Source organism: Mesorhizobium sp. WSM4844 (assembly GCF_055811775.1).
In genome coordinates this window covers 31272-44729 of record NZ_JBVVQB010000052.1, presented here as the reverse complement: position 1 = coordinate 44729, position 13458 = coordinate 31272, and the positions used below count along the sequence as shown (strand labels likewise).

Annotated in this window: 5 protein-coding genes and 9 pseudogenes; 4 read left to right on the top strand and 10 right to left on the bottom strand. The window is 58.4% G+C overall.

Annotated elements, in window-relative coordinates; genetic code table 11:
* The 3 genes and pseudogenes from AC0L2A_RS28815 to AC0L2A_RS28805 all read right to left on the bottom strand — a co-directional run.
* A pseudogene (locus tag AC0L2A_RS28815) lies at positions 1–181 on the bottom strand (transposase); the annotation flags it as partial.
* A gap of 147 nt (positions 182–328) precedes the next feature.
* Positions 329–946, bottom strand: coding sequence for a GNAT family N-acetyltransferase (locus AC0L2A_RS28810; RefSeq protein WP_473611671.1), 618 nt, complete (start codon positions 944–946; stop codon positions 329–331).
* A gap of 762 nt (positions 947–1708) precedes the next feature.
* Positions 1709–1893, bottom strand: a pseudogene (locus AC0L2A_RS28805) (transposase); the annotation flags it as partial.
* A 536-nt stretch (positions 1894–2429) separates the two neighbouring features.
* Between AC0L2A_RS28805 and AC0L2A_RS28800 the strand changes: the two are divergent.
* The gene (locus AC0L2A_RS28800) at positions 2430–3662 is read left to right on the top strand and encodes an ATP-grasp domain-containing protein (RefSeq protein WP_473611670.1); all 1233 of its coding nucleotides are present in this window, start codon (positions 2430–2432) and stop codon (positions 3660–3662) included.
* 298 nt (positions 3663–3960) lie between these two features.
* Here AC0L2A_RS28800 and AC0L2A_RS28795 read toward each other — a convergent pair whose 3' ends face one another.
* From AC0L2A_RS28795 to AC0L2A_RS28785, 3 genes and pseudogenes are all read right to left on the bottom strand, one after another.
* A complete protein-coding gene (locus AC0L2A_RS28795) occupies positions 3961–4350 on the bottom strand; it encodes a transposase (protein ID WP_473611669.1) in 390 nt (129 codons plus the stop codon).
* 691 nt (positions 4351–5041) lie between these two features.
* Entirely contained in the window at positions 5042–6070 is a 1029-nt protein-coding gene (locus AC0L2A_RS28790; RefSeq protein WP_473611668.1) for an IS110 family RNA-guided transposase, read from the bottom strand.
* Between the two features lie 85 nt (positions 6071–6155).
* Positions 6156–6439: pseudogene (locus AC0L2A_RS28785) on the bottom strand (IS110 family transposase); the annotation flags it as partial.
* A gap of 214 nt (positions 6440–6653) precedes the next feature.
* Here AC0L2A_RS28785 and AC0L2A_RS28780 point away from each other — a divergent pair.
* Together AC0L2A_RS28780 and AC0L2A_RS28775 are read left to right on the top strand one after the other, a co-directional pair.
* A pseudogene (locus AC0L2A_RS28780) lies at positions 6654–7659 on the top strand (IS110 family RNA-guided transposase).
* A 226-nt stretch (positions 7660–7885) separates the two neighbouring features.
* A pseudogene (locus tag AC0L2A_RS28775) lies at positions 7886–8415 on the top strand (transposase family protein); the annotation flags it as partial.
* A 252-nt stretch (positions 8416–8667) separates the two neighbouring features.
* On the opposite strand, the pseudogene AC0L2A_RS28770 reads toward AC0L2A_RS28775, so the two are convergent.
* From AC0L2A_RS28770 to AC0L2A_RS28760, 3 pseudogenes are all read right to left on the bottom strand, one after another.
* Positions 8668–9108, bottom strand: a pseudogene (locus tag AC0L2A_RS28770) (transposase); the annotation flags it as partial.
* A 103-nt stretch (positions 9109–9211) separates the two neighbouring features.
* Positions 9212–10315 (bottom strand): annotated as a pseudogene (locus AC0L2A_RS28765) (IS3 family transposase).
* 125 nt (positions 10316–10440) lie between these two features.
* Positions 10441–11177: pseudogene (locus AC0L2A_RS28760) on the bottom strand (integrase core domain-containing protein); the annotation flags it as partial.
* Between the two features lie 65 nt (positions 11178–11242).
* On the opposite strand from AC0L2A_RS28760, the pseudogene AC0L2A_RS28755 reads away from it, so the two are divergent.
* Positions 11243–11958 (top strand): annotated as a pseudogene (locus tag AC0L2A_RS28755) (IS110 family RNA-guided transposase); the annotation flags it as partial.
* 77 nt (positions 11959–12035) lie between these two features.
* Here AC0L2A_RS28755 and AC0L2A_RS28750 read toward each other — a convergent pair.
* A complete protein-coding gene (locus AC0L2A_RS28750) occupies positions 12036–13400 on the bottom strand; it encodes a CapA family protein (protein WP_473611666.1) in 1365 nt (454 codons plus the stop codon).
* Positions 13401–13458 lie beyond the last annotated feature (58 nt).

Genomic DNA, 13458 nt, shown 5'->3' with positions numbered 1-13458 from the left:
GCCGACCGCGTCCCACAGAGCCTTGATGGTTTCTCGGCCCTTTGCCGCAGTGGCGCCTTGATTTTGGCGAAGGCGTTCTCAATTGGATTGAAGTCGCGACTGTAGGCGGCAGGTAGAGCAGGCTCGAGCCTGCCGCCTCAATCGCGTCGCGCACGCCGGCGGCCTTGTGGGCGGGCAGGTTGCTGGGGTTGTCTAATCGCCCCGTGGGGACGTCAATTGTCTTCGCTCTTGGGATGCGTTTGCCGGGTATACGGTTGTCTTCGCGATCGACATCGGTTGCCGCATGATGGAGCTTCGCGCTAAGTTCGTCGAGGGGTAAGCAGCGCCCCTAACACTTCGGTTTGGTCGCAGACTCTTGATTTCGAACAGACTTCAGATCTTTGTAATCAAAAACACGTAAATTATCGGCTTTTACAGCCGTCGCCGGAGAAATCTCAAAACACATCATCGCCTTATTTTTGTATATTGTGTCACTTACGTAGTAACAACCGACCTTTATGTTCTTTACAAGCGAACGCACGTTATTTTTAAAAATGAATACATTCACTTTCTCAAGTTTTAACTGCTCGAAAGCAAATTGGACCACTGCCCTGCTGGCCTCGACCCCGATCCCCTTCCCGGAAGCCGCAAGGTGGAGGCAGGTTATGCTTTCCACGTTGTTCGGATTTTCGGGCAAATACGGGTCTCTGCACTTCAATCCAGAGTAGCCAGCGAATTTCCCGCCTTGGCCTTCATCTTTGACGAACACCATCCATAAGCCGAAACGATTCTGCTGCCAATGATTGATGAACTGAAGCAGCTCAGCTTTCGACTGCTCTATCGTCGGATAGACTCCATCCCCGAAAGCGTTTACTACGAACGGATCGCTATGAAGTCCATGCAAAAGAAGCTCATCGCTGTGCGACGGCGGCCTCAGGATTAGACGAGACGTTTCTAGGATGGGCATGAGAAAAGTCCTTTTCTGAGCCGGAGACAATCGAGCGCACCCACAAAAAACGTGGAACTATTATCTACTAAAATGCGCACTCCTTCGGTTAAAGTTCTAAGAAATATCTGCTATAATCTTGTTTCCGGGATGCTGAAGGTTCTTTAAAACCGCAGAGTGGCGTGGCCCTTGGACGCTGAAGATGTTGCTTAAGTGACCTAAGGAGGTCGCATACCTTGCCTGGGTGCGTCGAGAATCACACCCTTGGTGCAGGCCCATAGGCAAGCAGAGTTCTTCCGGGAGCTGACCGGCGACGCGGTTCAGCTCGCGCTGAGGCAAGATCGCTAGGTAGGTCGTCTACATGAAGCGCTTGAACAGGCGGCACCGAGAGAAGCAATTACTTTCCCTTCCACTTGGATACCGTGTCTACCAGCCGTCTGGCCGAGCCCCTAGAAGAAGCCGAATCTGCGGAATACACGCCACACCATGCCGACATAGTTATCCGCTGCGTTGAGGAGGAGTCCGGTAATGCCCCCTATGCCTGGCGATGATCCGCCACCTGCCCCCCCGGACCGGTTTGACGATATCGACCGCATTCCGGTCACCTGGCACGCCTGTTGGCGAGCTGACCTTGAAGGTCTTTAACCCGTCGACCGGCAAGGTGCTGGCAGATTTCCCGACATGAGCGTAGAGAAGACGCGTCGCAGAAGCCGGATGGGCGGCGTTGAACGCCCGCGAGCGCAGCGACATGCTGTGGCCGCTGGCATCGTTGTACGCCGACGACCTCGCCGCGTCGCGCTCGGCCTTCTTCACCCATTCATGCAGCGTCTGCGCCGTGCGGCTGATCTTGGCGGCGATCGACGAGACCGCCGCACAGCGCGAGGCATGCTCGCCTTCGTGATCCAGAACCAGCCGCACCGCACGGTCCTGACCTCCGGAGAGAACTTGTTGGTCGCCTTACCTGTCATGGCTCCGCCTAACCCAGGAGCGGTTTCACGGCGGTCCAGAGAATGGTATCAGAGCAGCGTGAACAGAACTAACTTATGAACCTTACATAAGGCAGCACGTCACGCCTTGGCGGCCCTCAATCGTAACCATCTATCTGAGCAACGTTCCGAGGCATTCGCAAAGATAACGGCGGCTCAAATGCGACTGACGGAAGGAACGCCAGTCGATCAAGACGTTATCGCACTGATTGACGATGCGGCGGCTGGGCTCTCAGAAACGACGCAAGAAACGATAGGCGAGGTAAGCCTCCAATCCAAATCCCTCCCATCCCCGAGCGTTTCTCCGATTTACGGCCTGATCAGCAGGTCGCCAACTTTCTTCACGTGCAACTCCAACCGTTGCAACAGATCCTTCAAATAAATTCACAGGATCTTTGCGGCCGCAAATCGCTGACGATGATACGCTCACGGCAAGGTCGGAGTCAGGCACGGATGAAGAAACAAATACCGATTTAGGCTCGAACCGCCACATAGCACGCAATGTCGGAGTTAAGCCTATGGCAAAAAGAGCGCTCATTATGGTTGGTGGGTCAAGAGGTAATGGTCCGCCACACATCCAAGCGGCCCAGCGTCTTGGTCTTCATCCAATCACCCTGGCGGCGGATCCAACTGAATACGACTATCTTGCGGCAGGAGGGATCGAGGCAAGCCGTATCGATACAGGCAATCTCGATGCGCTGATCCACGAATGTTCCCGGCTGCGTGCGACCTATGACATTGCAGGCATTATCGGGTTTGCGGGCCTCGACGAGTCGATCCCTGCGACAGTTGGCAAGCTCTGCAGGCATTTCGGTCTACCGGGACCGAACTCCGCATCCGTTGAACGGTGCTGCGACAAATTCACTCAACGTCAGCTGCTCGCAGAGGCCGGCATTCCAATGCCTGTTTATCGTTTAGCAGCGAATGCGACGGAGGTGGAAAGCTCTGCCGCAGAGATCGGCCTGCCTGTGGTGGTTAAGCCAGCCATGGGCTGCGGCAGCGTCGGTGTCCGATTGTGCCGCAACGTCGATGAGTTGACCGAACATACGACCTATCTGTTAAGTGGGAAGCATGTGTGGCGCTCTTCGCCCAGGATACTGGTCGAAGAATTCGCAGAAGGCCCCCTTTATGTCGCCAATTTAATGGGAAATGAGCTCATTGGAATTACCGCCTACGAGTTCGGCCCGCCACCGTATTTCGTCGTTCATGAGTGCGCTAGTCCGGCCCCGCTGACTGACGAGGAGCATCAACGTATCGCAGATCTTTCAGTGAGCTGTTTGCGAGCTCTCGGCCTTGGCTGGGGGCCATCGAATATTGAATTCCGGTGGACAAAGCTTGGCCCAGTGGTCATCGAAGTCAATCCGCGTCTTGGCGTTGGGGAACCTGAACTGATCCGATTGGCTTATGGTATCGATCTCGTCGCCGAACACATCAAGATTGTCGTCGGCGAGGAATGGGATTTGCGCAAAAGGCATTCGCAAACTGTGGCCCAACGGAACTTAGTCCCTGATCGCGATGGCATTCTCGATTGGAACGGTGGCGACTGTCGGGCGGCGGCTGTACCAGGTGTCGTCGATGTCAAATTTTATATTGAATCCAAGAGGCCGATAGTCAGGAAAGGCGACGGCGGAGACTCTATGGGATACGTTACCGTCGTTTCACCCAGCCTCGCTCAGAGCAAGGCGATCCTTCAGCGTGCCGTCGACTTAATCAGTTGGTCGATCACACCATTTCCGGGGCTCGGCGAATAGATGTTTGATCCCAGGCTTTGAGGGGGCATTCTTGTCCTTCGAAAAGGATGCGTTATGGGTCAGGTTCTTCATGGGAGCGTCAGGACGACTGAGGCAGTCCCTCGAGCGGCCGGCGCCCGCTGATCAAGGGTTTGTTTCAGCGATGGGATGGTCGCGGGCGCGGTCATGTCTCCGGCCTGTTGCTGGGGTCTTGTTACCGCTGGCCCTGATGGTATCCGCTGATCCTTTGGCCTGATCAAGAGAACGAGCTCGAAGCTCCGACTGTGCTGCAGGCTTTCAGGATCTGTCCACGTTCCCATCACGTCATTGTCACCGCCCTCCATTCCGGTTCGCGGCCTTTGCCGATACTGTTCTTACGCCCGTGGGGCGGCATAGTGTGTTGCGTCGCGCATGAGTGCGAAAACGATACGGGCGAGCTTGTTGGCAGTCGCCACGGCGACAAGCTTGAAGGCTTGGTCTCCAGCAGGCGATCCGCCCAGTTTCTCAACGTATCGCTGGAACGCTTGGGATGGAACAGAACGGCATCAGCGCCGACTACGAGCAGCTTGCGCAAATATCGGTTACCCATCTTGGAGACGCGTCCCAGCCGCTCCTTTCCGCCGGAGGAGTTCTGCCGTGGCGTGAGCCCTAAGAAGGCGGCGAATTCGCGCGACCTGAGAAGACCGAGATATCCTGGATCTCGCCCCAAGCGCGGAGGCAGTAATGGGGCCGATCCTGGGAACGGTCATAAAACGGCGTGCCATTTCATCCGTCTTGGCGAGGACCAGAATAGCCTGATCGCTCCGCCTGATCTCGGCATCGAGTTCGCTCAGTTGGCGCACCAATGGCAACAGTGCCGAACTCACGGTCGCCGGGATCATGTCGTTGCCCTCGATGACGAGGGTAGCCAGGGCGCGTGCGTTGTTCGTCCCTGGGCGGCGATGATCCCGATTTCGGCCAGATGGCTGCGAAGGGCATCGAGCAGTCGGGTGCGTTGGGCCACCAGAAGTTCGCGTAGCTTGGGATGCATGACCGCCGCCTGATCCCCGACCGATCGACAGCAAAACGCATCGAAGGGCGCGTCACCGCCTCGCAGATGGCTGCTGCATCAGCGGCATCGTTCTTCTCTGGTTGCCGCCCTTGATGCAAAAAGCCTTCCAACCTGATGTGCCGGTGATCGAGTGCGTTCTTCTCTCAGGCCTTTCGTTGCGGCCTTTCAAGAAGCCGCGGGCCGGTATGGTGATCTGCGGATCGGGTCCAAATCTTCTGCAAGAGCTTTCAAGCTCGGGAACGACGGCTGGTTTTCCCAATCCAGATCTTTTCGATCATTGTGCCCATTCAGGTCATCGACTTCCTACACCTTCTTCACCGGCGCCAGTTTGAGTGGTGATGCATATGCGTCATGCAGCCACAACTCGCGCCGGATTTCGATAATCCTCTTTCTTTGTCATCATCGCCCAGATCGCCCGCGCCATCTTGTTCGCAAGCGCGATCGCGACCAGCATGAGCGGCTTGCGACGCAGCATCCGTGCCAGCCATGAACCCTCGACGATGGATTTGCGGGCCAGCACTGTCAGGCGTGACATGGCGCCGATGATCAACAAAGACCGGATATCGGTCTGGCCAGCCTTCGACACGCGTCCAAGTCGCTCCTTGCCGCCGGAGGTGTATTGACGTGGCACGAGCCCAAGCCAGGCCGCAAAGTCCCGCCCGCGTTTGAAGCTCTCCATCGGCGGAGCAAAGCCGCTGATCGCCAACGCGGTCTGGGGCCCGACACCAGGCATTGTCTGCAGGCGCCGCGCTGTATCGGTCGCCAGGGAAAGGGCTTTGGCCTTTGCCGTTTTGACGTCGATCCGGGCCGTCTTTTCAGCAATCTGTTCGAGCAGATCAAAGCATTCCTCGCGCACCAGAGCAGGCAGGTCACTGTTCGGCTCCTCCAGGATACTCTCAATCCGCTTGATATGGGCGATCCCTTTCGGAATGATGTGGCCATATTCGTACAGCACCGAACGCAGAGCGTTCACAAGCTCGGTGCGCTGATGGAGGAGGCGCTCCCGACCTCGGAACAACACAGCGCATGCCTGCTGATCTTCCGACTTCGGCTGTACAAAACGCATCTCCGGGCGCTGTGCTGCAACGACGATTGCTTCAGCATCGGCAGCATCGTTTTTCTGCCGTTTGACAAAGGGCCGCACATATTGAGGTGCGATCAGCTTCACCTCGTGGCCAAGCTTGACCATTTCTCGAGCCCAGTAGCTCGCGCTGCCGCATGCTTCCATCACAACCACAGCAGGCGGCTGGCATGCCATGAACTGCCGGAACCGTGACCGCGTCAGCTTCTTACGGAATCTCAGATGCCCCGTCATTGTCGCGCCGTGAAGCTGGAAAACGTTCTTTGCCAGGTCCACCCCGATCATAGTATCTTTCATTTGCCGTCCTCTCCTTCTTGTGGCGTTGAACACCACGACCATGGCACATTGCGATGCCGTCTGGGGAGGGCGGCAACCATCCCATCTTCTGTCGACGCACGTAAGCCTTCACATAGACTGGCGGCATCAGCTGCACGTCATGGCCGAACTTCATGAGTAAGCGAGCCCAGTGATGGGCGGAGCCACAGGCTTCCAAGCCAATGAGGCAGCATGGTCAGGATTCAAAGAATGTCAGAACATCCTTCGTCGCAGCGCCCGGGTCGTGACGACGCGGCCTGCGGCATCGATCGCGTGAACCTGGAAGACATGCTTGGCCAGATCGAGGCCAATAGTAGCAACAGCGCTGAGATCGGTGGTAATATTGCTCATGGACGGTGCTCCTTCAGATGAGTGCTCGACAGCAGCCATCTTGGCACGCCTCTCACGAGGATGATGCCGTTGCGGGGGCCGTCCACATGGGGTAATCGCGGGAGCGAGTCGCCCAGAGAACCAATCATATCCTTGAAGGTGGCTGTTCCCCGATAAGATGGAAATACGGGCTCACGACCTGACGCCGGGCCCAAGCATCTGAGGGAGAACAGCCATGGAAGAATATATCGGTCTCGACGTGTCGATGAAAGAGACAGCGGTTTCCATTCGACGTGAAGGCAAGCGCGTCTGGCGTGGGAGGTGCGCCTCTGATCCAAAGGTCATTGCCGAGCTTGTCCGCAAGCGGGCGCTGGCCGCAAAGCGCGTCGTGTTCGAAACCGGCCCCTTATCCGTGTGGTTCTATCATGCGTTCCGCGCAGAGGGATTGCGTGCGATCTGCATCGATGCGCGCAATGCCAAAGCAGCGCTTGACATGGCTGCGAACAAAACCGACGCGAATGATGCGGACGGTTTAGCGCATCTTGCAGAAGTAGGGTTCTTTCGTGAGGTGCGGGTGAAAGGGTTCGACAGCATGCTGACCCGCACCCTGGTGGCGGCACGCACGCGGCTGGTCAGGATCACCACCGAGCGGGCGCTCATGAAGACATTTGGATTGCTCGTTCCCGCGGGCATGGGAAGCACGTTCGAGAAGAACGTCCGCATCCTCCTTGTCGATCAGGAAGGGCTCGCTCCTATGGTGCTGCCGATCCTGGAAGCTCGGCGCAGCATGCGCATCCGCGCCGCTGAGCTAGGGCGTCAGCTCGTCGCCGGCGCGCGCCAAAGCCAAGCGTATCAGATCCTCATGTCGATCCCCGGCGTCGGCGCGATTCCGCGACTTCGCGACCGCCAATGAGGATCCCGACAACTTCAAGAGGGCCCGCGCCGTCGGTGCCTGGCTTGGCCTGACGACCCGGCGATACCAATCGGGGGAGGTCGACGATGATGGCCACATATCCCGACGGGGCGATCGTCATCTCCGGGGGCTTCTCTACGAAGCCGCGACGGTCATCCTGACCCGCAGGTCGGCCGAAAGCGGCCTGCGGACATAGGGCCTCAAACCCAGGGAGAGAGTTGGCTTCAAGCGAGCTGCCGTTGCCGTAACACGCAATCTGGCGGTGACGATGCACGCGATGCTCGAAACCGGCGCGCTCTTCGATCGGACCGCCGGAGCCACCGAATGATGGCTTGACAATAGCGTTCGGTTTCGAGCGCGCTGAGCCGTCCCTGCCGGGACGTGGGCAGAGCCATTCCGCTTGTTGGGGTGCACCGCTGGCTCAGCAGAGTGCGTCGTCCATATTTGAAGGCTCCTCCCGCGAAGCTCCATCATGCGGCGACCGATGTCGACCGCGAAGACGACCCTGCACCCGGCATACGCGTCTCACAAAGGTGCTTGACTCTGCCACCGCGATTAGACGACCCCATCAAGAGAGCTTGAGGGCGCTGGCCAAACGTTACGGGCAACCAGAAGACGGTCGCCAAATGGCGGGAGCGGACCTCGGTGGCCGATCTGCCGACCGGTCCGAGGGAGCCGAGATCGACAGTGCTCTCGCTTGAGGAGGAGGCCGTCATCGTCGCCTTCCGGCGCAACACTCTGTTGCCACTCGATGACTCCCTCTACGCCTTACAACCCACGATCCCGCTCCTGACGCGTTCGTCATTGCGTCGGTGTCTGCAGCGTCACGGCATCGGTCGCTTGCCGGACATGGAGGGCGACAAACCAGCTAAGAAGGAATTCAAGAGCTGTCCGATCGGCTACTTCCACATCGACGTTGCTGAGGTGCGCACGGAACGGGCAAGTTGCATTTGTTCGTCGCCAACGACCGAAGTTCGCCTTTGTCGAGCTGCATGAGAAGGCCACCACCGCTGTCTCGAGAGACTTCCTGCTGCGCCTGATCGCGGCTGTTCCCTACAAGATCCACGCTGTGCTCACCGACAACGTCCTAAGAGCGGAAGGAAATGGAGCAGACGGTCAACGTCTCTCTGTTCGCCAGCATGCTCTCGCCGCATGACGCTCGTGAAGTTTCATAATCGAACCAGGCGACTTCCACTGGCAAAGGAAAAGGTCTCGTCCATAGCAAACACAGGGTACGCACGATGGCGGCCCTCACCGTCCTCAAAACGAGCTTCTGATCGAGGTCGAAGACCCAAGCATTATCTACAGGGTCATCGAAAGCGATGCCATTGCGGCCCTAGCTGACAGAGGTCCTTCCACCTGGCACCCGCCCTTCGACGAAGGGCCGGTAGACGGAACCGCTCTTAACGACCCCGCGTGTACGACGCGTGCCATCTTGGCGGTAATTGCGGTCATCGCCTTGCGGCGCAGATCTGGATTGTCGCGATCCCGCGCGATGTAGCGTTCGAACTTGTGCTGGAATCCGTTCTCACGCTGTCGGATGGCGACTTGCCCGGCTATCCACAGGGTGTGTCGAGAGGTCCAGCCCGCTGAATGTTAGAAACTGGCGATGATGACCCAAACGGCGAAGATCGCCGGCTTCGGCAATGATGGTCAATGCGTTGATCGGTCCGATGCCCGGGACTTGTCGCAGGAGCTGGTGATCCTGGCTATGCCGCAGCAGATCGTCGGCCTGTGCTTCGATCTCATTGCTTTGCCGGACCAGGCTGCGTACTTCGTGACCTGAGACCCTTGTTCCCTCCATTTCAATGGAGAGTCCGGCGCTTCATTGATCCGATACCATTCTTTGGACCGCCGGAAGGTGGAGTTTTCCGGCTGTTTCACGATGGCGGGCTGACGGCGCCATCGGGATTGATCAACGAGATCGGAACCTTGTGCCCGATTGCGCCATGTGGGCGCACCTCGTTGTAGTATCTGCGCCAATCCTCCAACTTTTCGGCCGCGTCGGCAAGCGTCAGGAACCAGTGGGCGTTCAAACATTCCGCCCTGAAGCGGCCGTTGAAGGCTTCGATGTAAGCGTTGTCCGTTGGCTTTCCCGGTCGCGAGAAGTCGAGCGTGACGCCCCTGGTGTAGGCCCACAGATCGAGGTCGCGGGAGACGAACTCCGAGCCTTGATCGACCCGGATCGTCTTTGGATAGCCGATCTTGGGGCAGACCTGTTCCAGCATCCTGACCACATCCTCGGCTCGGTAACTGAAGGGTGGGTCGAGCACCGGCACGTAGCGTGAGAACGTATCTACGACCGTCAGGACCCGGATCTTCTTGCCCGTCGCGAGCTGGTCGTGAACGAAGTCCATCGCCCAGACGTCGTTGGGTTCGACGGCTGGCTCGGCGATCGTCTCGCAGCTTCGCCTTCACCCGGCGCTTCGGCGTCTTGTTCCTCAGTTGAAGGCCCAAGTCCCTGTAAATGCGATAGGTCCGCTTCATGTTGATGTCCCAGCCCTCCCGCGTGAGCATCACGTGCACGCGCCGGTAGCCATAGCGAACCCGCGTCGCGCAGATGTCTTTGATCCGAGCTTCGAGGCCGGCCTGGTCACGGCGGCGGGACTTGTAGTGATAGGTCGAGGTGTCGAACTCCAGAACACGGCACGCTCGCCGGATCGACACGTTCCAATCAGCACAGGTATCGGCCACCAGCTCGCGTTTGCGACCAGGCCTCACAGTTTTCGGCGGATCACGTCCTGCAGCATCTCCTTGTCCGGCGACAGGTCGGCGACCAGCTTTCTGAGCTTGCCGTTCTCGTCCTCGAGCTGCTTCAGCCGCTTCATCTCTGTCGGCAGCAGCCCGTCATATTTCTTCTTCCAGTTGAAATAGGTCGCCTGGCTGATCCCGGCCCTCCGGCAGATCTCCGCCACAGGAAACCCATCCGCTCCCTGCTTCAGAATGAACGCCTCCTGCGCGTCCGAAAACTTCGATGCTTTCATCGCTTCCGCTCCTCTCCCAGCCGGGAAACTACAGCGGAAAACTCCAATTCTGAACGGTCCAGTTTCTGGGGATCAGATCATCATTTCTGGCCTCATGCGGCCTGTTTTTCCAGCGCCATTTTTATGGCGAATTCGATGGGCGTGATGTTGCCCAGGGCTGAGTGTGGTCTGTTCCGGTTGTAGTCCTCCTTCCATAGATCGATTGCTTCGCGCGCTTGCGAGAGGGTAGAGAACACGAATCCGTTCTGCATCGGCTTTCCGGGTGCGATGTAGTGCCATTCGACGCCGCTCTCCTGGCACCGTTTGAGGATCGCCATCGACGTCAGCTCGGTGCCGGTTTCCGAGACGATCGTGCAGGACCTGCCGCGGCGAGCGATGATGGCATCCAGTTCCCGAGCGACGCGGGCGCCCGACAGCGATGTATCCGCGACCAGCGCCAAGCATTCCCGCCTGAAGTCGTCGACGACGGCCAGAACCCGGAAGCGTCGTCCGTCCGTAAAGGCATCGCTCACGAAGTCCAGGCTCCAGCGCTCGTTCGTCCGGCCCGGCGCGATCATCGCCTTCTCGTTCCCAAGGCCCGCTTGCGGCCGCCACCCTTGCGGACCTGGAGCTACCGCCGCAGCTTCTTCTGGTTCATCACGATCCCTTGTCGTTCAAGGATGATGTGGATGCGCCGGTAGCCAAAGCGGCGGCGCTCGGCAGCCACCGTCTTCATCGCGGCTCGAACGATGGCATCGTCCGGCTGGATGCTTCGAACGCTCGAGCGATCGACGAAAAGAGCCTTGCACGCCCGACGCTGGCTCACCCCATGCTGCTCGCAGGCGTGGGCCACAGCGCATCGCTTGGCATCGGGCGTCACCATTAATGGGATGGTCCGCCCCGTCCTCCCGCAGCATCATCTGGGCAGTCAAACCAAAGCAGGTTGCAATGTCCCCACGCAATGCGCCGCGCCCTGCGGCAGTCTACGGAGTTGTTATCGGCAAGAACATCTTCCACGTCGTCGGCTTGGACAGCGGCGGCGAGCCGATCCAGCGAGTTCGCTTCCAACGGGACACGCTGCTGCAGTTCTTTGACCGAGCAGCGCCGGCGATCGTCGGAATGGAATCGTGCGCAGGGTCACAATGGATCGCAAGGAGATTGCAGGCGCTTGGACACAAGGTTCGCCTGATCCCGGCGCAGTTCGTGAAGCCCTACGTAAAGTCAAATAAGAGTGACATTATCGATGCCGAGGCCATCGCCGAAGCGGCCACTCGGCCGACAATGCGGTTCGCTGCGATCAAGAGCGAGGAACAGGCTGACCTCTAGGCTTGCATCGGGTGCGCGACCAGATGATCGGAACGCGAACTCGTCTCATCAACCAGATGCGGGCGTTTTGCCTGGAATACGGCATTGCATTGAGGACAGGGAGCAGGCCTGTTCAAGCTCGACTTGCCGCAGGTCCTCGAAGATGCGTCGCACGACCTCTCGCCGGCGACGCGTAAACTGCTCACGGATTTGTTCGCAGACCTGCGCCGACTGGAGCAGCGCATCGACGACGTGACGAGGGAGATCGCTGCGGTTGCAGATCGAGAGGATATTGCCCGCCGGCTCATGACGATCCCGGGTCGGTGCACTGGGCGCTACGGCCCTTCTTGCGGCGGAGGCAACGAACGTCACGCGGCTGTGTTGGACGTCGGACGGCCTGTGGCTCGGGCTACTAAGGTTCAATGCATCATCGTCATCATCGCAGCGAGTTGGGCCGCAATCTGATCACACCGACGTCGTTCTCGATGGCGATCTCGGTTCCATATGGCTTCGAGAGTGCCTGTAGACGCACGAGAATGGCTGTTGCTTGCTGCGAGGGTGCGAGAGTTGGAACTCCGCGGTTTGCAAACCTCTTCGAGTGACCGAGTTCGATCGGATATAGCCACAATTCGGCAAGCTGGTTCAGCTCGAATCGGCTGACGGTGACAACGCTTTCATAGAAGAGCGGGTGTGTGAATGTTCCCGCCATCTCGGCGACTTTCACCTCGGCATCCGTGTCGACCCGTGGGTCCTTAGCATATTCGTCGAACATGTCGGCGCCGGACGGGGTCCCGAGGTCGTCCTCGAAGAAGTTACCAAGGCCATAAAAGATCGGTCGGCCCTTGTAGATCTCTATGCCCCGTAACTGGTGCGATCCATGCCCGATATAAGCATCGGCCCCGGCATCGATCATGCGATGCGCAAACAATGGTTCGTAATCAGGGACTACCTGGCGACAATTATCAGGCTCATGCCCGTGGTTCGTTAAAATGCAGAAGTCGGAGAACTGCTTGCCCCGTCGAATGTTTCGTAGAATGTCGGTGATATCATGCTGGTTTGGTTGATAGCTGACTCCGGCGGAGTCGCCCGCTTTGAATGTCGTTCCCTCGATTGCGACCACGTTGGGATCTTCACCACCAGGCCAGTGGCAGGGCAAGATAGCACGTATCTGTCTCAAACTCTCGAGCATCTCGGGAGGAACCACGATGGTTTTCGCCAAACGAAGGGGGTTGAGACCTGGTCTGCCAGGCGCTTCGCCCGCGGGATCGCCCGCACGAGCCATAGGCATGAAGGTTGTAGCACAGGAAACCAACGCCACGCGACCGCGTCCGGTCTCTAAGAACCGAGCGGCGCCGGCTTGTGCACGATTTTCGCCCACGCCGGCATGGATGATCCCACTCTGATCGAGCACCCGGCTCGTTTCGCGCATGCCTTCAACGCCCCAGTCAAGCGAATGGTTGTTAGCGCGACCGACGATGTTGAACCCCATCGCCTTCAAATCAGGACCGACCTCCGGCAGGCTGAGGTGATACGCACCGCCGTATTCAGCCTGCGGGTATCCATTGAACGATCGGATATCGACGATGTTTACTTCCAGGTTGCCAAACGTGACATCAGCATCTTGAAGAATCCGAACGACGGCGCCGAAGCCAGAATCCTTTGATTTGGTCACCGCTCGCGACAAGATGAGATCACCAACTGCTACCATCGTGAAGCCGTCCGCCACGTTCGTTGCAATCGAACCGACTACATCAAAGCCAGCGTCTCGCTGGGCAGGACGACCTTTGTCCTCGTTTTCCATGGACCTTCCCTCATCTCTTCTTTTGCGGTACTTGGCATCGTGTTCAGTGTTCGTCAGC